General features: G+C 72.3%; 24 protein-coding genes. 18 read left to right on the top strand and 6 right to left on the bottom strand.

The window, feature by feature from the left end; translation table 11 throughout:
• Nucleotides 1-7 precede the first annotated feature (7 nt).
• From priA to PV364_RS18245, 5 genes are all read left to right on the top strand, one after another.
• A complete protein-coding gene (priA, locus tag PV364_RS18225; protein WP_319661091.1) occupies nt 8-742 on the top strand; it encodes a bifunctional 1-(5-phosphoribosyl)-5-((5-phosphoribosylamino)methylideneamino)imidazole-4-carboxamide isomerase/phosphoribosylanthranilate isomerase PriA in 735 nt (244 codons plus the stop codon).
• Nucleotides 739-1137, top strand: coding sequence for a RidA family protein (locus PV364_RS18230; protein ID WP_319661092.1), 399 nt, complete (start codon nt 739-741; stop codon nt 1135-1137). Before priA ends, PV364_RS18230 begins: the two co-directional genes overlap by 4 nt.
• 14 nt (nt 1138-1151) lie before the next feature.
• Nucleotides 1152-1916, top strand: coding sequence for an imidazole glycerol phosphate synthase subunit HisF (hisF, locus tag PV364_RS18235; protein ID WP_319661093.1), 765 nt, complete (start codon nt 1152-1154; stop codon nt 1914-1916).
• A 138-nt stretch (nt 1917-2054) separates the two neighbouring features.
• Entirely contained in the window at nt 2055-2672 is a 618-nt protein-coding gene (locus tag PV364_RS18240; protein ID WP_319661095.1) for a helix-turn-helix domain-containing protein, read from the top strand.
• 77 nt (nt 2673-2749) lie between these two features.
• Entirely contained in the window at nt 2750-4018 is a 1269-nt protein-coding gene (locus PV364_RS18245) for an MFS transporter (RefSeq protein ID WP_319661096.1), read from the top strand.
• A gap of 7 nt (nt 4019-4025) precedes the next feature.
• Here the strand turns inward: PV364_RS18245 and PV364_RS18250 are convergent, their stop codons facing one another.
• Nucleotides 4026-4664 (bottom strand): TIGR03085 family metal-binding protein, encoded by a 639-nt coding sequence (locus tag PV364_RS18250; RefSeq protein WP_319661097.1) that lies wholly within the window; start codon nt 4662-4664, stop codon nt 4026-4028.
• Between the two features lie 39 nt (nt 4665-4703).
• A complete protein-coding gene (locus tag PV364_RS18255) occupies nt 4704-5471 on the bottom strand; it encodes a hypothetical protein (protein ID WP_319661098.1) in 768 nt (255 codons plus the stop codon).
• Nucleotides 5472-5555: 84 nt separating this feature from the next.
• Between PV364_RS18255 and hisI the strand changes: the two genes are divergently transcribed.
• From hisI to PV364_RS18320, 13 genes are all read left to right on the top strand, one after another.
• Nucleotides 5556-5930, top strand: a complete 375-nt coding sequence (hisI, locus tag PV364_RS18260) for a phosphoribosyl-AMP cyclohydrolase (RefSeq protein ID WP_319661099.1) — start codon at nt 5556-5558, stop codon at nt 5928-5930.
• A gap of 130 nt (nt 5931-6060) precedes the next feature.
• The gene (locus PV364_RS18265) at nt 6061-7581 is read left to right on the top strand and encodes an anthranilate synthase component I (RefSeq protein ID WP_319661100.1); all 1521 of its coding nucleotides are present in this window, start codon (nt 6061-6063) and stop codon (nt 7579-7581) included.
• A 43-nt stretch (nt 7582-7624) separates the two neighbouring features.
• Nucleotides 7625-8305 carry a TIGR02234 family membrane protein gene (locus PV364_RS18270; RefSeq protein ID WP_319661101.1) on the top strand — a complete coding sequence of 227 codons (681 nt, stop codon included), beginning with the start codon at nt 7625-7627 and terminating at the stop codon, nt 8303-8305.
• 120 nt (nt 8306-8425) lie between these two features.
• Entirely contained in the window at nt 8426-8641 is a 216-nt protein-coding gene (locus PV364_RS18275) for an HGxxPAAW family protein (RefSeq protein WP_319661102.1), read from the top strand.
• Nucleotides 8638-9171 (top strand): DUF2752 domain-containing protein, encoded by a 534-nt coding sequence (locus PV364_RS18280; RefSeq protein ID WP_401974835.1) that lies wholly within the window; start codon nt 8638-8640, stop codon nt 9169-9171. Before PV364_RS18275 ends, PV364_RS18280 begins: the two co-directional genes overlap by 4 nt.
• Nucleotides 9172-9321: 150 nt before the next feature.
• Complete coding sequence (gene trpC, locus PV364_RS18285) at nt 9322-10131, top strand: indole-3-glycerol phosphate synthase TrpC (RefSeq protein WP_319661104.1); 810 nt, start codon at nt 9322-9324, stop codon at nt 10129-10131.
• Between the two features lie 298 nt (nt 10132-10429).
• Nucleotides 10430-11680, top strand: a complete 1251-nt coding sequence (gene trpB / locus PV364_RS18290) for a tryptophan synthase subunit beta (protein ID WP_319661105.1) — start codon at nt 10430-10432, stop codon at nt 11678-11680.
• Complete coding sequence (gene trpA / locus PV364_RS18295; RefSeq protein ID WP_319661106.1) at nt 11677-12486, top strand: tryptophan synthase subunit alpha; 810 nt, start codon at nt 11677-11679, stop codon at nt 12484-12486. The genes trpB and trpA overlap by 4 nt, the downstream gene beginning before the upstream one ends.
• A 76-nt stretch (nt 12487-12562) precedes the next feature.
• Nucleotides 12563-13492, top strand: a complete 930-nt coding sequence (locus PV364_RS18300) for a DsbA family protein (protein WP_319661107.1) — start codon at nt 12563-12565, stop codon at nt 13490-13492.
• Between the two features lie 87 nt (nt 13493-13579).
• Nucleotides 13580-14653 carry a prolipoprotein diacylglyceryl transferase gene (gene lgt, locus PV364_RS18305; RefSeq protein WP_319661108.1) on the top strand — a complete coding sequence of 358 codons (1074 nt, stop codon included), beginning with the start codon at nt 13580-13582 and terminating at the stop codon, nt 14651-14653.
• Between the two features lie 185 nt (nt 14654-14838).
• A complete protein-coding gene (locus tag PV364_RS18310) occupies nt 14839-15579 on the top strand; it encodes a VIT1/CCC1 transporter family protein (RefSeq protein ID WP_319661109.1) in 741 nt (246 codons plus the stop codon).
• A gap of 345 nt (nt 15580-15924) precedes the next feature.
• Entirely contained in the window at nt 15925-20466 is a 4542-nt protein-coding gene (gltB, locus tag PV364_RS18315; RefSeq protein WP_319661111.1) for a glutamate synthase large subunit, read from the top strand.
• A complete protein-coding gene (locus PV364_RS18320) occupies nt 20459-21919 on the top strand; it encodes a glutamate synthase subunit beta (protein ID WP_319661112.1) in 1461 nt (486 codons plus the stop codon). The genes gltB and PV364_RS18320 overlap by 8 nt, the downstream gene beginning before the upstream one ends.
• 64 nt (nt 21920-21983) lie before the next feature.
• Here the strand turns inward: PV364_RS18320 and PV364_RS18325 are convergent, their stop codons facing one another.
• The 4 genes from PV364_RS18325 to PV364_RS18340 all read right to left on the bottom strand — a co-directional run bounded on the left by PV364_RS18325 (nt 21984) and on the right by PV364_RS18340 (nt 25358).
• Entirely contained in the window at nt 21984-22697 is a 714-nt protein-coding gene (locus PV364_RS18325; RefSeq protein WP_319661113.1) for a calcium-binding protein, read from the bottom strand.
• A complete protein-coding gene (wecB, locus tag PV364_RS18330; RefSeq protein ID WP_319661114.1) occupies nt 22694-23920 on the bottom strand; it encodes a non-hydrolyzing UDP-N-acetylglucosamine 2-epimerase in 1227 nt (408 codons plus the stop codon). The genes PV364_RS18325 and wecB overlap by 4 nt, the downstream gene beginning before the upstream one ends.
• 65 nt (nt 23921-23985) lie before the next feature.
• Nucleotides 23986-25236, bottom strand: coding sequence for a glycosyltransferase family 2 protein (locus tag PV364_RS18335; protein WP_319661115.1), 1251 nt, complete (start codon nt 25234-25236; stop codon nt 23986-23988).
• The gene (locus PV364_RS18340; protein ID WP_319661116.1) at nt 25233-25358 is read right to left on the bottom strand and encodes a hypothetical protein; all 126 of its coding nucleotides are present in this window, start codon (nt 25356-25358) and stop codon (nt 25233-25235) included. The genes PV364_RS18335 and PV364_RS18340 overlap by 4 nt, the downstream gene beginning before the upstream one ends.
• Nucleotides 25359-25494 lie beyond the last annotated feature (136 nt).

A 25494-nucleotide genomic window follows, 5' to 3' on the forward strand; every position in this document is an offset into this window, starting at 1 on the left:
CGCCGTCATGAGCACGACGCACCGCCTCGAACTCCTCCCCGCCGTCGACGTCCGCGACGGCCAGGCAGTCCGCCTGGTCCACGGCGAGTCGGGCTCCGAGACGTCCTACGGCGACCCGATGGCCGCCGCCCTCGCCTGGCAGCGGGCCGGCGCCGAGTGGCTGCACCTGGTCGACCTGGACGCCGCCTTCGGTACCGGCGACAACCGTGCGCGGATCGCCGAGGTCGCGCGCTCCATGGACATCAAGGTCGAGCTCTCCGGCGGCATCCGCGACGACGAGACCCTGGCCGCGGCGCTCGCCACCGGCTGCACCCGGGTCAACCTCGGCACCGCCGCGCTGGAGACCCCGGAGTGGGTCGCCAAGGTCATCGCCGAGCACGGCGACAAGATCGCGGTCGGCCTCGACGTCCGCGGCACCACCCTGCGCGGTCGCGGCTGGACCCGCGACGGCGGCGACCTCTACGAGACGCTGGCCCGCCTCGACTCGGAGGGCTGCGCCCGGTACGTCGTCACCGACATCAACAAGGACGGCACCCTGCAGGGCCCCAACCTGGAGCTGCTGAAGAACGTGTGCGCGGCCACCGACCGGCCGGTCGTCGCCTCCGGCGGCGTCTCCTCCCTGGACGACCTGCGGGCCATCGCCTCACTGGTGCCCCAGGGGGTTGAGGGCGCCATTGTCGGAAAGGCGCTCTATGCGCAGGCGTTCACCCTGGAAGAGGCCTTGGAGGCTGTGTCCCGATGACCGAGACCCCCGGCGTACGGCGAGTGCACAGCGACAGCCCCTGGGAGGAGCAGTTCGGTTTCGCACGCGCCGTGGCGGCGGGGGACCGCGTCCATGTCGCGGGCACGATGCCGTTCGAGGGCACCGTGCTGTACGGCGAGGGCGATCCGTACGAGCAGGCGAAGGTCGCGTTCACCAAGGCCCTCGCCGCACTGGAGGCGTTCGGCCTGGACGCCGACTCCGTCGTCCGCACCCGCATGTACCTCACCCACACCCATGACGTGGAGGAGGTCGGCCGGGCGCACAAGGAGTTCTTCGACCGTGCCCGTCCGGCCGCGACGTTCGTCGTGGTCTCGGGGTTCATGGACCCGCGGGTCCTGGTCGAAGTGGAACTCGAAGCATTCCGAGCATCCTGAGGAGCCTGAGCGCAATGACCCTGGCGGTCCGAGTCATCCCCTGCCTGGACGTGGACGACGGCCGGGTCGTCAAGGGTGTCAACTTCCGTGACCTCCGGGACGCCGGGGACCCCGTCGAGATGGCCAAGCTGTACGACGCCGAGGGCGCCGACGAGCTGACCTTCCTCGACATCACCGCCTCCTCCGGCAACCGGGAGACCACCTACGACGTGGTGCGGCGCACCGCCGAGCAGGTTTTCATCCCGCTCACCGTGGGCGGCGGCGTACGGTCCGCCGAGGACGTCGACAAGCTGCTGCGCGCCGGCGCCGACAAGGTGGGCGTCAACACTGCGGCCATCGCCCGGCCCGAGCTGATCCGCGAGATCGCCGAACGCTTCGGCCGCCAGGTCCTCGTCCTGTCGGTGGACGCCCGCCGCACGGACGCCGGCACCCCCTCCGGCTTCGAGGTCACCACGCACGGCGGCCGCCAGGGCACCGGCATCGACGCCGTGGAGTGGGCGCACCGCGCGGCCGAACTCGGCGCGGGCGAGATCCTGCTCAACTCCATGGACGCCGACGGCACCAAGGACGGCTACGACACGGAGATGATCGCCGCGGTGCGCAAGCTCGTCACCGTCCCCGTCATCGCCTCCGGCGGTGCCGGCGGCCTCGCCCACTTCGCCCCGGCCGTCGCCGCCGGCGCGGACGCCGTCCTGGCCGCCTCCGTCTTCCACTTCGGCGACCTGCGCATCGGCGAGGTCAAGCAGACGCTGCGCGAGGCCGGCCACCCGGTGCGCTGACGGCGCCGCGCGCCGCTCGCCGCTCGCCGTGGCGCGCGGCGCCGCCGCTGAAATCCCCTGTGCTGTGGGCCGGGATGCGCAGGACCAGTTGCGCAAATTCTATTGCGCAACTTTTCTTTCGTATCTAGGCTCCCGGGTATGGCAGAGGACACGCCCCCCGGCGGCGGCACCGCGGACGACCCGCAAAGGATCACCGACCTCGACGCGCTGAAGGTCTTCACGCACCCGCTGCGGATCAAGCTCTACCGGGCGCTGTTCACCGCCCGCACCGCCACCGCCTCCCAACTGGCCGACCAGGTCGACGAGGCGGTCTCGCTGGTCAGTTACCACCTGCGCAAACTCGCCGCGCACGGCTTCATCACCGAGGCCACCGGCCAGAGCAGCGACGCCCGCGAGCGCTGGTGGAAGGTCACCACCGAGCGCGGATTCACCTTCCGCACCTCGGACTTCGCCGACCGTCCCGAGGGCGCGGCCGTGATGAGCGAGGTCACCCGCCAGTTGCTCGCCACCCGCTACGAGCGCTACGCCGCCTACCTCGACCAGCAGCACGCGTGGGACAGGCAGTGGTCGGACGTCTCCTTCAGTTCCGAGTACCTGCCCCGCCTGACCGTCGAGGAGACCCGCCAACTCGGCGCGGAGCTGGGCGAGCTGATGATGCGCTGGGTCGACCGGGCGCGCGCCGCCGAGGAGGCCGGTGACACCGAGGGCCGCGAGCACGTGGCGGTGCACCTGTACGGATTCCCCTACCGGCCGTGAGCGCAAAAGGCACCGAAGGCACCGAAGGCACCGAAGGAACTCGAGGAACCCAAGGCATCGAAGAAGGAGGCGACCGCATGGCGGCCCCCGGAATCTCCGCACCGCCCGTCATCCTGCCCCGCGTCCCCGCCCACCGGGACGGCAACGTCCTGCGCTGGCTGACCGCGTTCACGGCCTCGCTCGTGGGCGACGCCGTATGGTTCCTCGCCCTGTCCTGGGCCGCGACGCGCGCCGGCGACCCCGGGCGGGCCGGGCTGGTGCTCGCGGCCGGTGCGGTGCCGCGCGCCGTGCTGATGCTCGGCGGGGGAGTGATCGCCGACCGCTTCGGCCCGCGCCGCATCGTCATCGGCAGCGACCTGACGCGCTGCGTGGTGATGTTCGCGGCGGCCGCGCTGCTCGCCCTCACCACGCCGGGGCTGTGGGCACTCGCCGTGGTCGCGCTGCTCTTCGGCGCCGTGGACGCCGTCTTCCTTCCGGCCGTAGGCGCCCTGCCACCCCGCATCACCGGCCCCGACCAGCTCGGCCGGCTCAACGGGATGAAGGGCATCGCGATGCGCGTCGGCAACGTCGCCGGCGCCTCGCTCGGCGGCACCGCCGTCGCGACGGGCGGGCCGTCCGCCGCCTTCACCGTCGCGGGAGTCCTGTTCGCGGTCTCGCTCGTGCTGCTGGCCGCGGTCCGCCTGGCGCCGCTGCCGCCCGACGACCACGCCGGGAAGGACGCCTCCACACCCTGGAAGGACCTGGTCGAGGGCCTGCGCTACATACGCGGCCGCCGGGTGCTCGCCGCCCTGATGATCGTCATCGCGGTCGGCGAGCTCGGCTTCGCCGGCCCCCTCAACATCGGCCTCACGCTGCTCGTCGCCGACCGCGGCTGGGGCGCCGCGGGGCTCGGCTGGATCGTCAGCGGATTCGGGGCCGGCGCGGGGGCCGCCTCCCTGCTGCTGACCGTGCGCGGCCGGCTGCCGCGCGCCGGACTCGCCCAGTCGTGCTGCCTCGGCCTCGGAGCGGTCGCGGTCGGCGCGTTCGCCTTCGTGCCGGCACTGCCCGCGGCGGTCGCCGTCGCGGCCGTCGTCGGGCTCGTGGCGGGACTCAGCGGCGCGCTGTGCGGCGCCCTGCTGCAGACCGTGACCGACGGCCCCTACCTGGGCAGGGTCAGCTCCGTCGCCGCGCTGTTCTCCCTCGGCGTCGCGCCGCTCAGCTTCCCGCTCACCGGCGCCGCCATCGGGGCCTGGGGCGTCCGGCCGGTGTTCGTCGCGAGCGCGGCGGTCGCGGCCGCGGGGGCCGTCTGCGGACTCGCCGCGCCCACGCTGCGCCGGGCCGAACTCGCGCGCCGGAGCTCGGCCTAGGCCGGGCCTAGCCCGAGATGCCGAGCCGCGCCTCGTACAGCCGGCCCACGGCGTCCTTGTCGCCCTCGGTCTCCACGTGGGCCGCCTCCTGCCGCCCGAAGGCGAACAGCAGCAGCTCCGCCGGCTCGCCGGTGACCGTCACGACCGGGGTGCCGCGGTGGGCCACCGCGGTCTGTCCGTCCGGCCTGCGCAGTACGACGCCGACCGGGGCCTTGCGGCCCAGCAGCCGGGCGGAGCGCTCCAGACGGGACCAGAGCAGATCGGCGAAGACGGGGTCCAGCTGGCGAGGCGCCCAGTCGTGCTGGGCGCGGCGCACGTCCTCGGAATGGACGTAGAACTCGACGGTGTTGGCGGCTTCGTCGATCTGCTTGAGGGCGAACGGCGACAGCCGCGGCGGCCCCGTGCGGATGAGCTGGACGAGTTCCTCGTACGGCTTCGCCACGAACTCCTTGCGGATCCGCTCCGACCGGGCCGCGAGCTGCGGGATGACCAGGCCGGCCGAGGCGTCACTGCGCCGCTCCCGGACGACGACATGGGCGGCGAGGTCGCGGGTCGTCCAGCCCTTGCAGAGGGTGGGCGCGTCGGAGCCGGCGCTCTCCAGCAGGTCGGCGAGGAGCAGACGTTCACGCTGGGCATGAGTCGACATGCCGTCAGCCTACGTCGGCTCCTCGCCCACCGGCAGCACCTACGAGAGCGGTTTGGTCAGCTTCTCGCCATCGGGCTTGTTGCTGAGCGTCAGGGAGCAGGAGACCGTGTTCTTGCCCTGCACCTGGTACCCGGCCAGCTTCGGGTAGAGCGCGTAGTAGTAGAACGTGCGGTTGTCCGTGATGTGGTCCAGGCGCTTGCCGGCGTCCGCCTCGCAGAGCTGGAGCACCTTCTTCTTCAGCGCGGCCTCGGTCGCGAAGGTGCCGGTGATCTTCTCGTGGGCGATGACCTCGGCGTCGTGCGGGCCGGTGCAGGGGACCGGCGTGACCTCGGTGACGCCGCTGTCCAGACCGGGGTCGTTGAAGCACTGGCCGATGTCGAGCACGACGTACCTGCGGAACGTCTCCGCGGGCGACGGCGAGGCGGTCGTGTCGTCCGTGGGCTCCGACGACGTCGACGCGGAGGCCGTCGGGCTGCTGGAGGACGACGCCGCGTCCTTGTCGTCGTCGCCGCCCAGCGCCACCGCGAGACCGCCGACGATCACCGCGACCAGTACGACCGCGCCGATGACGATCGCCGCGATCTTGGCTCCGCCACCGCTGCGCGGGGGAGGCTGCGGGGGCGGATAGCCGCCGTAACCACCCTGCTGCGGCTGCTGCTGGTAAGGCGCCTGCGGGGGCTGGTACGGCTGCGGCTGGTACGGCTGGGGCTGGTACTGCGGCGGACCGAAACCCCCGGGGGGCGGCCCGAAACCGCCGCCCTGGCCGGAGCGCGGGTCGTCGGGAGGGGGCTGCGGAGGAAAACTCATGGACGAAGCATGCCCCATACGGGTGATCGTCGTGTGTGCGGGAGTCGAAGTACCGCCCCCGCCGGACGCGGCAGAATGGAGGGCATGGAATCCCCGCTCGACCCCGCCCTCGCCGCCCGCCTCAAGCGCACGGCCGACGGGCTCGTGCCCGCCGTCGCCCAGCAGTACGACACGGGCGAGGTCCTCATGCTCGGATGGATGGACGACGAGGCGCTGCACCGCACCCTGACCACCGGCCGCTGCACCTACTGGAGCCGCAGCCGCCAGGAGTACTGGGTCAAGGGCGACACGTCCGGGCACGTCCAGCACGTCAAGTCCGTGGCCCTGGACTGCGACGGCGACACGATCCTCGTGAAGGTCGACCAGATCGGTGCGGCCTGCCACACCGGCGACCGCACGTGCTTCGACGCGGACGTATTGGCCCTTTCCCAGGGGCTCGGTTCGCCTCCAGGTCGCTAGAGCCCCTGTCGGGGGTCCCTCCCGTCCTCGCGACCTGCGCGTGCTCTCTCTTTCGGCTCACTCGCCCATCGGCGGACGCGGGGGTGCGGATGGGCCGGGCCGAGGGGCGGCGGGCACTAGGCTGCGGGTCATGACCACGGGCACCGTCACTCCCGATCTCGGGACGTTCCGCAAATTGGCGCTGGACCGCCGGGTGATTCCGGTCAGCAGGAGGCTGCTGGCCGACGGGGACACGCCGGTCGGCCTGTACCGGAAGCTGGCGGGGGAGCGGCCCGGGACGTTCCTGCTGGAGTCGGCGGAGAACGGGCGCTCGTGGTCGCGGTATTCGTTCGTCGGGGTGCGCAGCGCGGCGACGCTGACCGAGCGGGACGGGCAGGCGCACTGGCTGGGGACACCGCCGGTGGCGGTGCCTCAGGGAGGCGATCCGCTGGAGGCGTTGCGGGCGACGACGGAGGCGCTGCACACGCCCCGGGACCTGCACGACGACGCGGGGCTGCCGCCGTTCACCGGCGGGATGGTCGGGTACCTGGGGTACGACGTCGTACGCCGTCTGGAGCGCGTCGGCGACCACGCGCGGGACGACCTGGGGCTGCCCGAGCTCACGATGCTGCTGACCTCGGACCTCGCGGTGCTCGACCACTGGGACGGCTCGGTGCTGCTGATCGCCAACGCGATCAACCACAACGACCTGGACACCGGCGTGGACGAGGCCTACGCGGACGCCGTGGCGCGGCTCGACGCGATGACCGCGGACCTGGCCCGGCCGGTGGACTCCGCGCCGGTGGAACTGCCGCCGTCACGGCTGCCGGAGGAGATCACGGCGCGCTTCGGGGGCGCCGCGTACCACGGGGCCGTGGAGCGGACGAAGGAGTACATCAGGGCCGGCGACGCGTTCCAGGTGGTGCCGTCGCAGCGCTTCGAGACGCCGTGCCCGGCGAGCGCGCTGGACGTGTACCGGGTGCTGCGGGCCACCAACCCGTCCCCGTACATGTACCTGTTGCGGTTCGAGGGCTTCGACGTGGTGGGGTCGAGCCCCGAGGCACTGGTGAAGGTGGAGGACGGCCGCGCCACGGTGCACCCGATCGCGGGCACGCGGCCGCGCGGTGCGACGCCCCGCGAGGACCAGGCGCTCGCCGACGAGTTGCTGGCCGACCCCAAGGAGCGGGCGGAGCACCTGATGCTGGTGGATCTGGGCCGCAACGACCTGGGCCGGGTGTGCGAGCCGGGCAGCGTGGAGGTCGTCGACTTCATGTCGATCGAGCGCTACAGCCACGTGATGCACATCGTCTCGACCGTCACCGGCACCCTGGGGGCCGGCCGCACCGCGTTCGACGTGCTGACGGCCTGCTTCCCGGCGGGGACGCTGTCGGGGGCGCCGAAGCCCCGGGCGATGCAGATCATCGACGAACTGGAGCCGACCCGGCGCGGGCTGTATGGCGGCTGCGTGGGCTACCTGGACTTCGCGGGCGACTCGGACACCGCCATCGCCATCCGCACCGCGCTGCTCCGCGACGGCACGGCCTACATCCAGGCGGGCGCCGGCATCGTCGCCGACTCCGACCCGGTCTCGGAGGACACCGAGTGCCGGAACAAGGCGGCGGCGGTGCTGCGCGCCGTCGCCACGGCGAACCGGATGAGCGCGGGGGCGTAGCCCCGCGTACGCGGGCCGCGGGGCGAGGGGGGATAGTGGTCGGATGACCAGCGCCGTACCCCAGCCCCGTAGCACCGCCGACGCCGAAGGGACGGCGGTGACCCGCGGGCCGCGCCGCGCGGGCGGCCGTCGCAGCATGGCCGTCGCCCTGTCGGGCGGAGTGCTCGGCGCCGCGCTCGTACTGCTGGCCGCGGGCAAGACCTGGCAGCACGGCTTCGCCGGGACCGCCGGGGCCGGGGTGGCGGTGCACGCCAGCGGGGGTCAGGTGACGGCGGTGCCGGGCGCGCTGGCGCTGGTGGGGCTGGCCGCCCTGGTGGCGGTCTTCGCCGTGCGCGGCGCGGCCCGCAGGGTCGTCAGCGGCCTGCTCGCGCTGTGCGGGGCGGGCGCCCTGCTCGCGGCGCTGTTCGCCGTCGGGGACGCTTCCTCCCTGGACGCCGCCGCGGCCGCCGCCAGCGGGCTGACCCGGGCCACGGCGACCGGCACCGCCACCACGGCCTGGCCGGCCGTGTCCGCGGCGGGCGGTGCGCTGCTGCTCCTCGCCGGGGCGACGGCCGTCCTGCGCGCCGGGTCCTGGCCCGGGATGTCGAGCCGGTACGAGCGGGACACCGCCGGGACGGCCCGTCGCCCCACCGCCCGTCCCGCCCGCGCCGCGGACGGCGAGGAACGCCCCGAGGACATGTGGAAGGCACTGGACCGCGGCGAGGACCCCACCGACGCGCCCTGACGCGCCGGGCCACCCCCCGCGCGCGGAGCGTGAGCGGAACAGGGGAGAATGGGCCGCGACGCGTGCCATCGCGCGGCGAACGACCAAACGAACCTTCTGTAGAACGACTTGGGAGCACTCATGGCGGGCAACAGCCACGGACACACCCCTGCCGCCTGGACCGGCGTGATCATCGCCTTCATCGGCTTCTGCGTCGCGGGTGCTTTCGTCGTCCTGGCGGAGCCGATCGGCATGTTCGCGGGCCTGGCCGTGGCCGCGGTGGGCGGTCTCGTCGGCCTCGGCATGCGCGCGGCCGGTCTGGGCAAGCCGGTGGCGCACAAGGCCGCGCGCGGCTGACCCGCCGCACCACGGCACCGGAGCCGCCCGCTGGCAGCGCGCCGCGGGCGGCTCCGCCGTATCCGCCGCGACCCCGGGTGTCGCCCGGCGGCCCGGCGCGGGACAATCGGCGGGTGACCGAGACCGTCAGCACGCCGAAGGCGAGTGCCCTCGCCGCCCCGCTGGGCCTGCTGGGCGGCGTCGTCGCCGCCTTCGCCTACGTCGGTACCGTCGACCCCAACCAGCCCGGGCACTACCCCGTCTGCCCGCTGCTGCACTACACGGGCGTGTACTGCCCCGGCTGCGGCGGGCTGCGCAGCGCGTACGCGGTGGCGCACGGCGACCTCGGGGCGGCGTTCGGCCTCAACGCCCTCGCCGTCGCGATGTACCTGCTCTTCGCCGCCGCGATGGTGGTCTGGCTCTTGCGGGCGCTGCGCGGGCGGCCGTTCTCGGTGAGCCTGCGACCGGCGCACTGGTGGGCGGTGGGGGCGGTCGTGGTGGTCTTCACCGTTGTCCGGAACCTGCCGTTCGGGGCCGCGCTGGCCCCCTGACGGCGCCTGCCGGAAGGTGTCCGATCTGTCCGACTGGTGGTCGTCGGTTCCGCCGGATGCGGGTCCGAAGGCCCCCGGCGGTTACCATCGCAGTGCTGGTGGAACATCTCACTGGCTTGATCGTTTCGCTTTCGGAAGGGGTCCTCTCGCGTGAGTGTGCTCGACGAGATCATCGACGGCGTCCGCGAAGACCTCGCCGAGCGGCAGGCCCGGGTCTCGCTCGACGAGCTCAAGCAGCGCGCCGCGAAGGCGCGCGACGCGAAGGACGGCGTGGCCGCCCTGCGCGGCGAAGGCGTCACCGTCATCTGCGAGGTCAAGCGGTCCAGCCCCTCCAAGGGCGCCCTCGCCGCCATCGCCGACCCGGCCGGCCTCGCCGCGGACTACGAGGCGGGCGGCGCGGCCGTCATCTCGGTGCTGACCGAGCAGCGCCGCTTCGGCGGCTCGCTGGCCGACCTGGAGGCCGTCCGGGCCAAGGTCGACATCCCCGTGCTGCGCAAGGACTTCATCGTCACCGCGTACCAGCTCTGGGAGGCCCGTGCCTACGGCGCCGACCTCGCGCTGCTGATCGTGGCCGCGCTGGAGCAGGACGCGCTGGTCTCCCTGATCGAGCGGGCCGAGTCCATCGGGCTCACCCCGCTGGTCGAGGTGCACGACGAGGACGAGGTCGCCCGCGCCGTCGACGCCGGCGCCCGGATCATCGGCGTCAACGCGCGCAACCTGAAGACGCTCGAGGTCGACCGGGGCACCTTCGCCCGGGTCGCGCCGGAGATCCCGGACCACATCGTCAAGGTCGCCGAGTCCGGCGTCCGCGGCCCGCACGACCTCATCGCCTACGCCAACGACGGCGCCGACGCCGTGCTGGTGGGCGAGTCCCTGGTCACCGGCCGCGACCCGCGGACCGCGGTCGCCGACCTCGTCGCCGCCGGGGCCCACCCCGCGCTGCGCCACGGACGGGGCTGACCCCCGCCATGCACACCTACGCGCGACTGGCCCGGGGCTGCCGTCCCCGTGGCTGCCGCGCGCCCGCGCGGCGCATTCTCGGGCGCCGCGTGCGGTACCACATCGGCTGCGAGCCGGGGCAGATCAACGGTCGCCGATGGCGCCGGCCGCCGTGCGCGCCGCCCGGACGGGGTCCCGTCCCGGCCTGTGACGCGCGCGGCCGCGAACGCTGACGGCGCCGAGGGCGTCGTAGCGTGACCATCGGTACGCCCTGAGACCCTGGGGGCGCGAGCGCGCCCCCCAAGGAGCCGAGAACGCCATGTCCGTTGACTTCTTCATTCCCGACCCCGAGGGCCGGGTGCCCAGCGCCGAGGGCTACTTCGGCCGGTTCGGCGGCAAGTTCATCCCGGAGGCGCTGGTCGCCGCCGTGGACGAGGTCGCCGTCGAGTACGACAAGGCCAAGGCCGACCCTGCCTTCGCCGCGGAACTGAACGACCTGCTGGTGCACTACACCGGCCGCCCGAGCCCGCTCACCGAGGTGGCGCGGTTCGCCGAGCACGCCGGTGGTGCTCGGATCTTCCTCAAGCGCGAGGACCTCAACCACACCGGCTCACACAAGATCAACAACGTGCTGGGCCAGGCGCTGCTCACCAGGCGCATGGGCAAGACCCGGGTGATCGCGGAGACCGGCGCCGGCCAGCACGGCGTGGCCACGGCGACGGCGTGCGCGCTGTTCGGCCTGGAGTGCGTGATCTACATGGGTGAGATCGACACCGAGCGCCAGGCGCTGAACGTCGCCCGCATGCGCATGCTGGGCGCCGAGGTCGTCTCCGTGAAGTCCGGCAGCCGCACGCTGAAGGACGCGATCAACGAGGCGTTCCGCGACTGGGTCGCCAACGTGGACCGCACGCACTACCTGTTCGGCACCGTCGCCGGCCCGCACCCCTTCCCGGCCATGGTGCGCGACTTCCACCGCGTCATCGGCGTGGAGGCGCGCCGCCAGATCCTGGAGCGGACCGGCCGGCTGCCCGACGCGGTCGCCGCCTGCGTGGGCGGGGGTTCCAACGCCATCGGTCTGTTCCACGCCTTCATCCCCGACGAGTCCGTGCGCCTGGTGGGCCTGGAGGCGGCCGGCCACGGCGTGGACTCCGGCGAGCACGCCGCGACGCTCACCGTGGGCGAGCCCGGCATCCTGCACGGCTCGCGCTCCTACGTCCTCCAGGACGACGAGGGCCAGATCACCGAGCCCTACTCGATCTCGGCGGGCCTGGACTACCCCGGCATCGGCCCCGAGCACGCCTACCTGAAGGAGACCGGGCGCGCGGAGTACCGCCCGGTCACCGACGACGAGGCGATGCAGGCGCTGCGCCTGCTGTCGCAGACCGAGGGCATCATCCCGGCCATCGAGAGCGCCCACGCCCTGGCCGGAGTGCTGCAGCTCGGCCAGGAGGTCGGCGAGGACGGGCTGCTCCTGGTGAACCTCTCCGGGCGCGGCGACAAGGACATGGACACCGCGGCCCGCTACTTCGGGCTGTACGACGGGGCAGAGAACGAGGGGGCCGCGAAGTGAGCGGGCAGATCGAACTGCTGGACCGGGCCCTGGCCGCCGCCAAGGCCGAGGGGCGGGCCGCCCTGGTCGCCTACCTCCCGGCGGGCTTCCCGACCGTCGACGGCGGCATCGAGGCCGTCAAGGCGGCCCTGGAGGGCGGTGCCGACATCGTCGAGGTCGGCCTGCCGCACAGCGACCCGGTGCTGGACGGACCGGTCATCCAGACTGCCGACGACATCGCGCTGCGCGGCGGCGTGCGGATCAAGGACGTGCTGCGCACGGTGCGCGAGGCGCACGCGGCGACCGGCAAGCCGGTCCTGGTCATGACGTACTGGAACCCGGTCGACCGCTACGGCGCCGAGCGCTTCGCCGCGGAGCTCGCCGAGGCGGGCGGCGCCGGCTGCATCCTGCCCGACCTGCCGGTGGAGGAGTCCGAGGGCTGGCGCAAGGCCGCCGAGCAGCACGGGCTGGCCACCGTCTTCGTGGTGGCGCCGAGCAGCCGGGACGAGCGGCTGGCGAAGATCACGGCGGCGGGCACCGGCTTCGTCTACGCGGCCTCGCTGATGGGCGTCACCGGAACCCGTGCGAGCGTCGGCGCCGAGGCGGCCGAACTGGTGCGGCGCACCCGTGCGCAGACCGGGCTGCCGGTCTGCGTCGGCCTCGGCGTCTCCGACGCGGAGCAGGCGGCCGAGGTCGCCGGGTTCGCCGACGGTGTGATCGTCGGCTCGGCCTTCGTGAAGAGGCTGCTGGACGCGCCGGACCTGGAGCAGGGCCTCGCGGCGGTGCGCGAGCTGGCCGCGGACCTGGCCAAGGGCGTCCGCCGCTGAGCGGTGGTGTCGCCCGAACGGGCGAATTACGGCCGGGGGCGCGCGCAGGTGCGCCCCCGGTTCGTTGTCCCGGGGTGTGAGCGAGAAGAACCGTGAAGGAAAGCGCAGCGCCCGCGAGCGGCTGCAGGAGCAGCGGGTGCAGGACCAACGCCGCCAGAAGCGCAAGAGGACGGCGATCGTCGCCGGGTCCGTCGTCGGGGTCCTGGTGATCGGCGCCGTCATCGGCATCCTGGTGGCCAACAGCGGCGGTGATTCCGAGGGGGCCGCCGCGGTCTCCCCCGCAGGCGCGACGGGCGAGAACAAGCTCGTGATCCCCACCGGCGCGAGCGACGCCCCGTCCACGCTGACCGTGTACGAGGACTTCCGCTGCCCGGCCTGCGGCGCCTTCGAGCAGGGCTACCGGGACACCATCCACGCGCTGGAGGACAAGGGCCAGCTGAAGGTGGACTACCACCTGGTCCGGATCATCGACGGCAACCTGGGCGGCACCGGCTCGCTCAACGCGGCCAACGCCGCGGCCTGCGCGCAGGACCAGAACAAGTTCCGCGACTACCACGACGTGCTGTACCGGAACCAGCCGCCGGAGCAGGACGACAAGTTCGCGAGCAAGCCCTACCTGCTGCAGCTCGCCGGCCAGGTGCCGGGGCTGACGACCCCGGCGTTCACCGCCTGTGTGAACAAGGGCACGTACGACGACTGGGTGAACAAGAACAACAGCGCCTTCAACTCCTCGGGCTACAACTCCACCCCCACCGTGCTGCTCAACGGGAAGAACATCTACGGCGCCCAGGCCGCGCCGCTGACCCCCCAGAAGCTGCAGCAGATGGTCACCGACGCCAACAAGGGCAAGAAGGCGGGCACCGCGACCCCGAGCGTGACCCCGCCCAGCGCTCCGGCGAGCGGCTCCGCGGCCGCTTCCGCGTCCGCGTCGGCCTCCGCCCCGGCCTCCTCCGCCCCGGCGAGCGCGCCCGCGAGCCCGCCGGCGACCCCCTCGGCGAGCGGCTGACGCGCCCGCGGGAGAGCGGCCCGTTATTCAGCCGTTGCCGGGCGGGTGCCCGCCGCACCCGCCCGGCACGGTAGCGTCGGCACTGCCATGGAATTCATCGCCTTCATTCCCAGCCCGTCGCGCGGGGTGCTCCACCTCGGACCCGTGCCGCTGCGCGGCTATGCCTTCTGCATCATCATCGGTGTCTTCGTAGCCGTCTGGCTCGGTGGCAGGCGATGGGCCGCCCGCGGCGGACAGAAGACCACGATCGCGGACATCGCCGTCTGGGCGGTGCCGTTCGGTCTGGTCGGTGGCCGTCTCTACCACGTGATCACCAGTTACGAGCTCTACTTCGGTGAGGGCAAGCACTGGGTGAACGCGTTCAAGATCTGGGAGGGCGGCCTCGGTATCTGGGGCGCTATCGCCCTCGGCGCCCTCGGCGCGTGGATCGGATGCCGGCGCCGTGGCATCTCGCTGCCCGCGTACGCCGACGCCGTCGCCCCGGGCATCGCCTTGGCCCAGGCCATCGGCCGCTGGGGCAACTGGTTCAACCAGGAGCTCTACGGCCGGCCGACCGATCTGCCCTGGGCGCTGAAGATCGACGCCGCCCACCGGCCGGCGAACACCCTGGACGCCGCCACGTACCACCCGACGTTCCTGTACGAGTCCCTGTGGTGCATCGGCGTGGCCCTGCTGGTGATCTGGGCCGACCGCCGCTTCAAGCTCGGTCACGGCCGCGCCTTCGCGCTGTACGTCGCGACGTACACCGTCGGCCGCTTCTGGATCGAGTACCTGCGCGTCGACGACGCCCACCACATCCTGGGCCTGCGCCTCAACGACTGGACGTCGATCATCGTCTTCGCCGGGGCGGTCGCCTACATGATCGTCTCCGCCCGGCTGCGTCCGGGGCGCGAGGAGAGCGTCGAGCCGGTGCCCGTCGCCGCGGCGGAGGGTGACGCCGGCACGGCGAAGCCGGCGAAGTCCGCGGAGAAGGACGAAGCGGCCGGCAAGGCGGACACGGCTGACAAGACTGACAAGACTGATGAGGCCGCCGCGGCTGAAGCGGCCGGCAAGCCGGGCAAGCCCGGCAAGGCCGCCGAGGACGAAGCGGCCGCCGAGGGGGAAGAGGCGGAAGAGGAGGCCGGGGCCACGGCCCGGGCCGAATCCGCCAAGAAGGGCTGATCCCGGCACATTCCGACGCCGGGCCGCGGCGCCGCCAGGGGCATGACCCCGGGCGGCGCCGCACTCGTTTCCGCAGGTAGGGGAGGCTTTCCTTGCTGGAAACGCAGGGAATCCGGGCGTACGGTCGAGGCGTTCCCAGGGGAGGACGCGGGCGGTCGCCACCCGCGGGAAGGAGTACCCGGACCATGTCGGCAGCCGTGGAGCGCAGCGAACTGGAGCAAGACGCCCCGTACCACGTCCCGCACCACACGCACCGGGACGTGAGCGGAGGCTGGCTGCGGCCCGCGGTGTTCGGCGCGATGGACGGCCTGGTCTCCAACCTCGCGCTCATGACCGGCGTCGCCGGAGGCAATGTCGCGCCGTCCACCATCGTGATCACCGGGCTGGCCGGTCTGACCGCCGGCGCGTTCTCGATGGCGGCGGGCGAGTACACCTCCGTGGCCTCCCAGCGCGAGCTGGTCGAGGCGGAGCTGGACATAGAGCGCAGGGAGCTGCGCCGTCACCCGAAGGACGAGCTGCGGGAGCTCGCCGAGCTGTACATCGCGCGTGGCGTGGAGCCGGAGCTGGCCCACGAGGTGGCGCGCCAGATGTCCCGGGACCCGGAGCAGGCGCTGGAGATCCACGCCCGCGAGGAGCTGGGCGTCGACCCGTCCGACCTCCCGTCGCCCCTGCTGGCGGCGGGTTCGTCCTTCCTGTCCTTCGGTCTCGGCGCGCTGCTCCCGGTGCTGCCCTACCTGCTGGGTGCCACCGTGGTGTGGCCCGCGGCGGTCGTCGCCCTGATCGGACTGTTCCTCTGCGGTGCGGCTGTGGCGCGTGTGACGGCGCGCAGCTGGTGGTTCGGCGGTTTGCGGCAACTTGTCTTGGGCGGAGCGGCTGCCGGGGTTACCTTCGTTCTGGGCGCGCTTTTCGGTACCGCCGTCGGTTGAGCCGGGTACAGGCCACGAGCCACTTGTTACCCGCTCGTTTCAGCGCGGCCAACACAGGGCATCAGTCTGTGGCGCCGCGGGCAGTGTCGCCTGCGTCTCACGTGAGCGATGCTGGCCCCGAACTGCCTGCTCGTAGCGCTGTTAAGTCCACATGATGGAATCCGCTATCCACTTTTCGGTCATCAAGCCATCATGTAACCTGCTCGAAATCGCAGAGGGCCAACGTCGTCCCTAGCGCGCATGCATATGCCAGATGACGACGACGGGAGAGCCGACCAGATGCGTCCTGTTCTGCACCGGCCTACAGACCCCCGCCCCGCCGGCTCCGGTTCCGGCCGGGCCCACATGGACGGGCGTCCCGCCCCCCAGGGGATGTACGACCCCCGTAACGAGCACGACGCATGCGGCGTCGGTTTCGTGGCGACCCTCACCGGTGAGGCGGACCACGCGCTCGTCGAGCAGGCCCTGACCGTGTTGCGCAATCTGGAGCACCGCGGGGCCACCGGCTCCGAGCCGGACTCCGGTGACGGCGCGGGCATCCTGATGCAGATCCCGGACGCGTTCCTGAGGGCTGTCGCCGGTTTCGAGCTCCCCGCCGCCGGACAGTACGCCGTCGGCGTGGCCTTCCTGCCCGTCGAGGACGAGGACCGCCGCAAGGCCGTCGAGTCCATCGAGCGGATCGCCGCCGAGGAGGGCCTCACCGTCCTCGGCTGGCGCGAGGTGCCGACCGACGCCGCGAGCCTGGGCGCCACCGCCCGCTCGACGATGCCGTACTTCTCGCAGCTCTTCGTGACCGACGTGCAGGGCGAGCACGGGCAGCGGAGGGCCGGGATCGACCTGGACCGCCCCGCCTTCGTGCTGCGCAAGCGCGCCGAGCGCGAGGCGGACGTCTACTTCCCGTCGCTGTCCGCCCGCACGATCGTCTACAAGGGCATGCTGACCACCGGCCAGCTGGAGCCCTTCTTCCCCGACCTGTCCGACCCGCGCCTCGCCACCGCGATCGCCCTGGTCCACTCGCGCTTCTCCACCAACACCTTCCCGAGCTGGCCGCTGGCGCACCCGTACCGCTTCGTCGCCCACAACGGTGAGATCAACACCGTCAAGGGCAACCGCAACTGGATGCGCGCCCGCGAGTCGCAGCTGGCCTCGGAGCTGTTCAGCGGGGACCTGGAGCGGATCTTCCCGGTCTGCACCCCGGACGCCTCCGACACCGCGACCTTCGACGAGGTGCTGGAGCTGCTGCACCTCGGCGGCCGCTCGCTGCCGCACAGCGTGCTGATGATGATCCCCGAGGCGTGGGAGAACCACGACTCGATGGACCCGGCCCGCCGTGCCTTCTACCGCTACCACTCCACCTTGATGGAGCCCTGGGACGGCCCGGCCTGCGTGACCTTCACCGACGGCTCCGTCGTCGGCGCGGTCCTGGACCGCAACGGCCTGCGCCCCGGCCGCTACTGGGTCACCGACGACGGCCTGGTCGTGCTCGCCTCGGAGTCCGGCGTCCTGGACGACATCGCCCCGGAGCGGATCGTCCGCAAGGGCCGGCTGCAGCCCGGCCGGATGTTCCTGGTCGACACCGTCGAGCACCGGATCATCGAGGACGACGAGATCAAGTCGCAGCTCGCCGCCGAGCACCCCTACGGGGAGTGGCTGGACGCCGGGCTGATCCACCTCGACGACCTGCCCGAGCGCGAGCACATCGTGCACACGCACGCCTCGGTCACCCGCCGCCAGCAGACCTTCGGCTACACCGAGGAGGAGCTGCGCATCATCCTGGCGCCGATGGCCAAGACCGGCGGCGAGCCGCTGGGCTCCATGGGCACCGACTCGCCGATCGCGGCGCTGTCGGAGCGGCCCCGGCTGCTCTTCGACTACTTCACCCAGCTCTTCGCGCAGGTCACCAACCCGCCGCTGGACGCCATCCGCGAGGAACTGGTCACCTCGCTGATCAGCGTCGTCGGCCCGTCCGGCAACCTGCTGGAGCCGTCGCCGGCCTCCTGTCGCAACATCACCATGCCGTTCCCGGTGATCGACAACGACGAGCTGGCCAAGCTCATCCACATCAACGCCGACGGCGACCTGCCGGGCCTGAAGGCCGCGACCCTGTCGGGCCTGTACCGGGTCTCCGGCGGCGGCGACGCGCTGGCCGCCCGGCTCACCGAGATCTGCGCCGAGGCCGACGCCGCCATAGAGGCCGGCGCCCGCTTCATCGTGCTGTCCGACCGGCACTCCGACGCCGAGCACGCGCCGATCCCGTCGCTTCTGCTCACCTCGGCCGTCCACCACCACCTCATCCGCACCAAGCAGCGCACCCAGGTGGGCCTGCTGGTCGAGGCCGGCGACGTCCGCGAGGTCCACCACGTCGCGCTGCTGATCGGCTACGGCGCCGCCGCGGTCAACCCGTACCTGGCGATGGAGTCGGTTGAGGACCTGCTGCGCGCGGGCACCTTCATCTCCGGCCTGGAGCCCGAGACGGCCATCAAGAACCTGATCAAGGCGCTGGGCAAGGGCGTGCTGAAGGTGATGTCCAAGATGGGCATCTCCACCGTCGCCTCCTACCGCGGCGCGCAGGTCTTCGAGGCGATCGGCCTGGACGGCGAGTTCACCGACACCTACTTCCACGGCACCACCAGCAAGATCGGCGGCGCCGGGATCGACGTGATCGCCCAGGAGGTCGCGGCCCGCCACGCCAAGGCGTACCCCGCCTCCGGCATCGCGTCGGCGCACCGCCGGCTGGAGATCGGCGGCGAGTACCAGTGGCGCCGCGAGGGCGAGCCGCACCTGTTCGACCCCGAGACGGTCTTCCGGCTGCAGCACGCCACCCGCTCGCGCCGCTACGACATCTTCCAGCAGTACACGAACCGGGTGAACGAGCAGTCCGAGCGGCTGATGACGCTGCGCGGTCTGTTCCGCTTCAAGGACGAGGAGCGGCAGCCCGTCCCGGTCGACGAGGTCGAGCCGGTCTCCGAGATCGTCAAGCGCTTCTCCACCGGCGCGATGTCGTACGGCTCCATCTCGCGCGAGGCGCACGAGACGCTCGCCATCGCCATGAACCAGCTGGGCGGCAAGTCCAACACCGGTGAGGGCGGGGAGGACCCGGACCGCCTGTACGACCCGGAGCGCCGCTCGGCGATCAAGCAGGTTGCCTCCGGCCGCTTCGGCGTGACCTCGGAGTACCTGGTCAACGCCGACGACATCCAGATCAAGATGGCCCAGGGCGCCAAGCCCGGCGAGGGCGGCCAGCTGCCCGGCCACAAGGTCTACCCGTGGATCGGCAGGACCCGGCACAGCACTCCCGGTGTCGGCCTGATCTCGCCGCCGCCGCACCACGACATCTACTCCATCGAGGACCTGGCGCAGCTGATCCACGACCTCAAGAACGCCAACCCGGCCGCGCGCATCCACGTGAAGCTGGTGTCCGAGGTCGGAGTCGGCACGGTCGCGGCGGGCGTCTCCAAGGCCCACGCCGACGTCGTGCTGATCTCCGGCCACGACGGCGGCACCGGCGCCTCCCCGCTGACCTCCCTGAAGCACGCGGGCGGCCCGTGGGAGCTGGGCCTGGCCGAGACGCAGCAGACGCTGCTGCTCAACGGCCTGCGCGACCGGATCGTCGTGCAGACCGACGGCCAGCTCAAGACCGGCCGCGACGTGGTCATCGCCGCCCTGCTGGGCGCCGAGGAGTTCGGCTTCGCGACCGCGCCCCTGGTGGTCTCCGGCTGCGTGATGATGCGCGTCTGCCACCTGGACACCTGCCCGGTCGGCATCGCGACCCAGAACCCGGTGCTGCGCGACCGCTTCTCCGGCAAGGCCGAGTACGTGGTGAACTTCTTCGAGTTCATCGCGCAGGAGGTCCGCGAGCTCCTGGCGGAACTGGGCTTCCGCTCGATCGAGGAGGCCGTCGGCCACGCCGAGCTGATCGACACCACCGCGGCCGTCGACCACTGGAAGGCACAGGGCATGGACCTGGCCCCGCTCTTCCACGTGCCCGAGCTGCCCGAGGGTGCCGCGCTGCACCGCACCACCGAGCAGGACCACGGCCTGGACAAGGCGCTGGACCAGGAGCTCATCGAGCTGGCCGGCGACGCGCTGCACACCGGTGACCCGGTGCGCGCCCAGGTCAAGATCCGCAACGTCAACCGCACGGTCGGCACCATGCTCGGCCACGAGGTGACGAAGAAGTACGGTGGCGCGGGCCTGCCCGACGACACCATCGACGTCACCCTGACCGGCTCGGCCGGCCAGTCGTTCGGCGCCTTCCTCCCCAAGGGGATCACCCTGCGCCTGGAGGGCGACGCCAACGACTACGTCGGCAAGGGCCTGTCCGGCGGCCGGATCGTCGTCCGCCCGGACCGGGGCGCCGACCACCTGGCCGAGTACTCGACGATCGCGGGCAACACCATCGCGTACGGCGCCACCGGCGGTGAGCTGTTCCTGCGCGGCACCACCGGCGAGCGCTTCTGCGTCCGCAACTCCGGTGCCACCGTGGTGTCCGAGGGTGTGGGCGACCACGGCTGCGAGTACATGACCGGCGGCCGGGCGGTCGTGCTCGGCCCGACGGGCCGCAACTTCGCGGCCGGCATGTCCGGCGGCATCGCGTACGTCCTCGACCTCGACCCCGGATGCGTCAACACCGGCATGGTGAACGTCGAGGACCTGGACGCGGACGACATCAAGTGGCTGCACGACGTGGTGCGCCGCCACCACGAGGAGACCGGCTCGACGGTGGCCGAGAAGCTCCTCGCCGACTGGGGGAACACCCTGACCCGCTTCGGCAAGGTCATGCCGAGGGACTACAAGGCAGTGCTCGCCGCCAAGAACGCCGCCGAGCAGGCCGGACTCTCCGAGTCCGAGACCACCGCGAAGATGATGGAGGCGGCAAATGGCTGACCCGAAGGGCTTCCTCACCACGCCCCGCGAGACCGCTCCGACCCGGCCGGTCGAGGAGCGCAAGCGGGACTGGAACGAGGTCTACGTTCCCGGCGGGCTGCTGCCGATCATCACCCAGCAGGCCGGACGCTGCATGGACTGCGGCATCCCCTTCTGCCACAACGGGTGTCCGCTGGGGAACCTGATCCCGGAGTGGAACGACTACGCCTTCCGCGAGGACTGGAAGGCCGCCAGCGAGCGCCTGCACGCGACCAACAACTTCCCGGAGTTCACCGGCCGCCTCTGCCCGGCGCCCTGTGAGTCCGCCTGCGTGCTGGGCATCAACCAGCCCGCGGTGACCATCAAGAACGTCGAGGTCACCATCATCGACAAGGCCTGGGACAGCGGCGACGTCACGCCGCAGCCCCCGGACCGGCTGTCGGGCAAGACCGTCGCCGTCATCGGCTCGGGCCCGGCGGGCCTGGCCGCCGCCCAGCAGCTCACCCGGGCCGGCCACACGGTCGCGGTGTACGAGCGCGCCGACCGTATCGGCGGCCTGCTGCGCTACGGCATCCCCGAGTTCAAGATGGAGAAGCGGCACATCAACCGCCGCATCGAGCAGATGCGCGCGGAGGGCACCAAGTTCCGCACCGGTGTGGAGATCGGCCGCGACCTCGACGGCGCCAAGCTGCGCAAGCGGTACGACGCGGTCGTCATCGCCGCCGGCGCCACCCAGTGGCGCGACCTGCCGGCCGAGGGGCGCGACCTGCGCGGCATCTACCAGGCCATGGAGTACCTGCCGCTGTCGAACAAGGTGCAGGAGGGCGACTTCGTCACTCCGCCGATCACCGCGGCGGGCAAGCACGTGGTCGTCATCGGCGGCGGCGACACCGGCGCGGACTGCGTCGGCACCGCCCACCGCCAGGGCGCGCTGTCGGTCACCCAGCTGGAGATCATGCCGCGGCCGTCCGACGACCGTCCGGCGCACCAGCCCTGGCCGACCATGCCGATGACGTACAAGGTCACCTCGGCGCACGAGGAGGGCGGCGAGCGGGTCTACGCCGTCAACACCGTGAAGTTCGAGGGCGATGAGGACGGCAACGTCAAGGCGCTGCACCTGGTCGAGGTCGTCTTCCAGGACGGGAAGTTCGTCCCGCAGCCGGGCACCGAGAAGGTCATCCCGGCCGACCTGGTGACCCTGGCCATGGGCTTCACCGGCACCGACCAGAAGAACGGCCTGGTCGAGCAGTTGGGCCTGGAGATGGACGCCCGCGGCAACGTGGCCCGCGACAAGGACTTCGCCACCAACGTCGAGGGCGTCTTCGTCGCCGGTGACGCCGGCCGCGGACAGTCGCTGATCGTGTGGGCCATCGCCGAGGGCCGCTCCGCGGCCAGCGCGGTGGACCGCTTCCTGACCGGCGCCAGCACGCTGCCCGCCCCGATCCGCCCGACCGACCGGCCGCTGACGGTCTGAGCCCGCGAGGAAGAAGAGAGCTGTCCCGTACAACGGCGTACGGAACGGAAGGCGGCGCCTGCCCTCACCACCCGGCCGAGGGCAGGCGCCGCACTTGCATACCGGCGAAGCCGGCCTGCGCGTCCTCGGTGTACGCGCCCACGCTGCCGCTCGTGTAGGGCCGTTCGGCGTCGGTGAACGAGGTCAGGAAGCGCCCGGCCACCGTGACGGTGAGCGTGGCACCGCGCTGCTCCACCCCGACCTCGTACCACGGGCCCGGGGGGAACGGCGCCGGGCCGGTCGCCAGGAAGCGCTGGCCGCCGGGGTAGGCGGGGTCGCGCTTGCCCAGTTCCCAGCCGTTGGGCTTGAGGGTGACGTAGTAGAAGTGCTCGGGGTCGCTGTACCCCCACACCAGCCAGGGCACCTCCCACGGGTTGGGCGCGGGGGAGCGCAGCCGGCGCAGCGCCCGCATGTGCGCCGACCAGGTCATGTCGGTGTACCGCTCGGTGCTGACCACCAGCCCGGCGTGCGTCTCGTCGGGGCGGGTCGAGGGGGCGGGGGAGAGCGTCAGCGAGGTGTCGTCGCCGCGGTTGTCGCCGTACCCGTCGTACACCGACAGCCAGCGGCCGTGCACCGAGCCGTCCTCCCAGCCGGGGGCCGCCGCGCCGGGCCCGGTGCAGGCGTACACGACGCCGCCCACCACCAGCAGCAGCACCAGCGCGAGCCCGGCAGGCCGGCGGCCCCTCCGCCGCGGGAGGGGAAGGGGCCTGGACGCGAGGGACCGGGGCGCGGTGGTCATGCCCTGGAGTACGGCTCCGCGGCCCGGGGCGGCGCAGCCGCCGCGGCGAGTTCGCCGCGCAGGGCTCCACCGCGTACGTCCGTGCCGAACTCCCCGAAGTCCTCGGCCAGTTGGGCGAGGATGCGATCGGCCGCGAGCCCGTCGCCGAAGGGATTGCCGGCGGTCGCCATGCGGTGGTACTCCGCCGGGTCGTCCAGCAGCCGGGTCGCCGCGCCGAGGATCGCCTCGGGGTCGGTGCCGATGAGCCGGGCGGCGCCCGCCTCGACGGCCTCGGGCCGCTCGGTGGTGGTGCGCAGCACCAGGGCGGGCTTGCCGAGACCGGGTGCCTCCTCCTGAATGCCGCCGGAGTCGGTGAGCACCAGCTCGCAGTCGGCGAGGGTGGCCGCGAAGTCCGGGTAGCCCAGCGGCTCGACGACGTGGACCGCGTGGTGGCCGGTCAGTTCGGGGAGCAGGGCCTCGCGGACGGCCGGGCTCTTGTGCAGCGGCAGCAGGATCTCCACGTCACCGCGCTCGCCCAGGCGGCGCAGCGCCCTGCCCATCGCGCGCATGCGCTCGCCCTGGTTCTCCCTGCGGTGCAGCGTCAGCAGCACCCGGCGGCGGCCGGTGCCGGGGAAGGCGCTGCGGCCCACGCCCTCGCCGATCACCCACAGCAGGTTGTCGATGACGGTGTTGCCGGTGACGAACACCTGGGTGTCCGGGGTCCCTTCGGCGCGCAGGTGGCCGGCGGCCCGCGCGGTGGGCGCGAAGTGCCAGCGGGCGATGCGCCCGATGAGGCGCCGGTTGAGCTCCTCGGGGAAGGGGTTGTCGAGGACGCCGGTGCGCAGGCCCGCCTCGACGTGGGCGACGGGCACCCGCTCGTAGAAGGCGGCCAGTGCCCCGGCCAGCGCGGTGGTGGTGTCGCCCTGGACGACGACCAGATCCGGGCGGTCGCCCCGGATGACCTCGCCCAGGCCCTCCACCAGACGGGCGGTCAGTTCGGACAGCTGCTGGCGCTCACGCATCACGTCCAGGCCGGTCCTGGCCGGGACCCGGAGCAGGTCCAGCATCTGGTGGAGCATCTCGCGATGCTGCCCGGTGGTGACCACCAGCGGTTCGAAGAGGTCGGAGGCGGCCATCGCGCGGGCCACCGGGGCCAGCTTGATCACCTCCGGCCTGGTGCCGAGGACGAGCATCGCGCGGATGGTGCCCGGAACGTCGGGCGCATCGGCGGAGCGTGCGGACATGGATCCCCCTGGGACGGTGTGCGGTGTGCGGTGGGTCGGTGAGCGACGGGAACGAGCGGTGCGTGTCAGGTGCGGGCGGTCTTCAGCCAGGTGCGCTTCCCGGTGACCATCCGCCACAGGCCCCACCATCCGGCGGCGAACCAGACGTAGCCGTAGAGGATGAACACGTGCGCGACCAGGACCGAGCGCACCAGCCCGAGGGTGCGCTCGCGCTTGGCGTAGACGAACCCGTACACATAGGCCGCGGTGAAGGACAGCACGTACGGGCCGAGCAGCCACATCGGCGACACGAGCGCGTGGCCGGACCGCACGGACGCGGCGACGGTGCCGGCGAGGGCGATCAGGAAGGACAGCGGCAGCAGCGAGGTGAGCAGGATCAGCACCGGGCTGGACAGGTGGTACAGCAGGTCGAGGGCCGGGCGGGTGGCGACCTCGCGCAGGATCAGCGGAACGAGGTTCGCCGACTGCAGGTGGCCCTGGAACCAGCGGGAGCGCTGCCGCACCAGCCGGCGCACGTCGAGCACGGCCTGCTGGGAGACCGCGGCGGTGGTGCAGTACTGGTTGCGCCAGCCGCGGGCGATGAGCCGGACGCCCAGGTCGAGGTCCTCGGTGAGGCTGTCGCTCCACGGGCCGGCGCCGCCCAGCGAGTCCAGCGCGGACAGCCGCATGAACTGCCCGTTGCCGCCCATGCCCACGCTGCCGATGAAGCGCCGGGCACTCTGGAAGACGTCGCCGTAGACGACGAACTCCATGTCCTGGAGCCGGGCGAGCAGGCCCAGGTGGCGGTTGTACATCCGCACGCCGATCTGGACGGCGCCGGTGGCCGGGTCGTCGAAGTACGGGTCCACGGACTGCAGGGTGTGCGGGTCCAGCCGGCCGTCGGCGTCGACCACGCAGATGATCACGTCGTGCGGGTCGCGGTCGCCGAGCAGTCCCGAGGACCGCAGATGGCGTACGCCGGCGTTGAGCGCCGCGCCCTTGCCGCGCCGGGCGTCGGGCAGTTGGCGCCGGTAGAGACGGACCCGCTCGCTGCTCGTGGCGGCGGTGCGGACGACATCGGCCGTGCGGTCCTCGGAGGCGTCGTCGATGACCAGGGCCATGAAGCTGTCGGCGGGCAGTGAGGTGATGCGCGCCAGACTCTCGCCGATGACCTTCTCCTCGTTGAGGCAGGCCAGCAGGAAGACGTAGAAGCGGGGTGTGCCGGGGCGGCGAGACCTGCGGATCCGCCGTCTGGAGAGCAGGAAGAGCACGGTGTTGTAGGCACCGGCCATCACGATCAGCGCGGTCGCGGCCCAGAGCGGGATCCGGGAGATCATCCGCCGCCCCCGGGGAGCTGCGGGGCCGAGGGCCGGCCGGCGGGCCGTCCGAGCGGCCGGTGCAGCCACAGTCGTGCGGCGATCAGACCGAACGCGATCAGGCAGTACAGCAGGAAGCCCATTCCTGCTGCTATTTGTAAAACCCTGGCGAACGGAATGCCAGGAACGGTTCTCGTCGCCTCTGCCATACCGGCAAGAGGCAGCATTGTGCCCAGTGCGGGCCTTCCGTACATGAGTGAGTTCCCCCCAATGTGCTCC

The organism is Streptomyces sp. MI02-7b, assembly GCF_033793585.1.
Lineage (GTDB): Bacteria > Actinomycetota > Actinomycetes > Streptomycetales > Streptomycetaceae > Actinacidiphila.

Bases quoted from the DNA above. Each gene is read 5' to 3' on its own strand.
- PV364_RS18265 (WP_319661100.1), top strand. From the start codon at position 6,061: ATGACCACGGGCACCGTCACTCCCGATCTCGGGACGTTCCGCAAATTG.
- priA (WP_319661091.1), top strand. From the start codon at position 8: ATGAGCACGACGCACCGCCTCGAACTCCTCCCCGCCGTCGACGTCCGC.
- hisI (WP_319661099.1), top strand. From the start codon at position 5,556: ATGGAATCCCCGCTCGACCCCGCCCTCGCCGCCCGCCTCAAGCGCACG.
- PV364_RS18230 (WP_319661092.1), top strand. From the start codon at position 739: ATGACCGAGACCCCCGGCGTACGGCGAGTGCACAGCGACAGCCCCTGG.
- gltB (WP_319661111.1), top strand. From the start codon at position 15,925: ATGGACGGGCGTCCCGCCCCCCAGGGGATGTACGACCCCCGTAACGAG.
- trpB (WP_319661105.1), top strand. From the start codon at position 10,430: ATGTCCGTTGACTTCTTCATTCCCGACCCCGAGGGCCGGGTGCCCAGC.
- PV364_RS18250 (WP_319661097.1), bottom strand. From the start codon at position 4,664: ATGTCGACTCATGCCCAGCGTGAACGTCTGCTCCTCGCCGACCTGCTG.
- PV364_RS18275 (WP_319661102.1), top strand. From the start codon at position 8,426: ATGGCGGGCAACAGCCACGGACACACCCCTGCCGCCTGGACCGGCGTG.
- PV364_RS18335 (WP_319661115.1), bottom strand. From the start codon at position 25,236: ATGATCTCCCGGATCCCGCTCTGGGCCGCGACCGCGCTGATCGTGATG.
- PV364_RS18325 (WP_319661113.1), bottom strand. From the start codon at position 22,697: ATGACCACCGCGCCCCGGTCCCTCGCGTCCAGGCCCCTTCCCCTCCCG.
- wecB (WP_319661114.1), bottom strand. From the start codon at position 23,920: ATGTCCGCACGCTCCGCCGATGCGCCCGACGTTCCGGGCACCATCCGC.
- lgt (WP_319661108.1), top strand. From the start codon at position 13,580: ATGGAATTCATCGCCTTCATTCCCAGCCCGTCGCGCGGGGTGCTCCAC.
- PV364_RS18310 (WP_319661109.1), top strand. From the start codon at position 14,839: ATGTCGGCAGCCGTGGAGCGCAGCGAACTGGAGCAAGACGCCCCGTAC.
- PV364_RS18245 (WP_319661096.1), top strand. From the start codon at position 2,750: ATGGCGGCCCCCGGAATCTCCGCACCGCCCGTCATCCTGCCCCGCGTC.
- PV364_RS18270 (WP_319661101.1), top strand. From the start codon at position 7,625: ATGACCAGCGCCGTACCCCAGCCCCGTAGCACCGCCGACGCCGAAGGG.
- PV364_RS18240 (WP_319661095.1), top strand. From the start codon at position 2,055: ATGGCAGAGGACACGCCCCCCGGCGGCGGCACCGCGGACGACCCGCAA.
- PV364_RS18340 (WP_319661116.1), bottom strand. From the start codon at position 25,358: ATGGGCTTCCTGCTGTACTGCCTGATCGCGTTCGGTCTGATCGCCGCA.
- PV364_RS18320 (WP_319661112.1), top strand. From the start codon at position 20,459: ATGGCTGACCCGAAGGGCTTCCTCACCACGCCCCGCGAGACCGCTCCG.
- PV364_RS18255 (WP_319661098.1), bottom strand. From the start codon at position 5,471: ATGAGTTTTCCTCCGCAGCCCCCTCCCGACGACCCGCGCTCCGGCCAG.
- hisF (WP_319661093.1), top strand. From the start codon at position 1,152: ATGACCCTGGCGGTCCGAGTCATCCCCTGCCTGGACGTGGACGACGGC.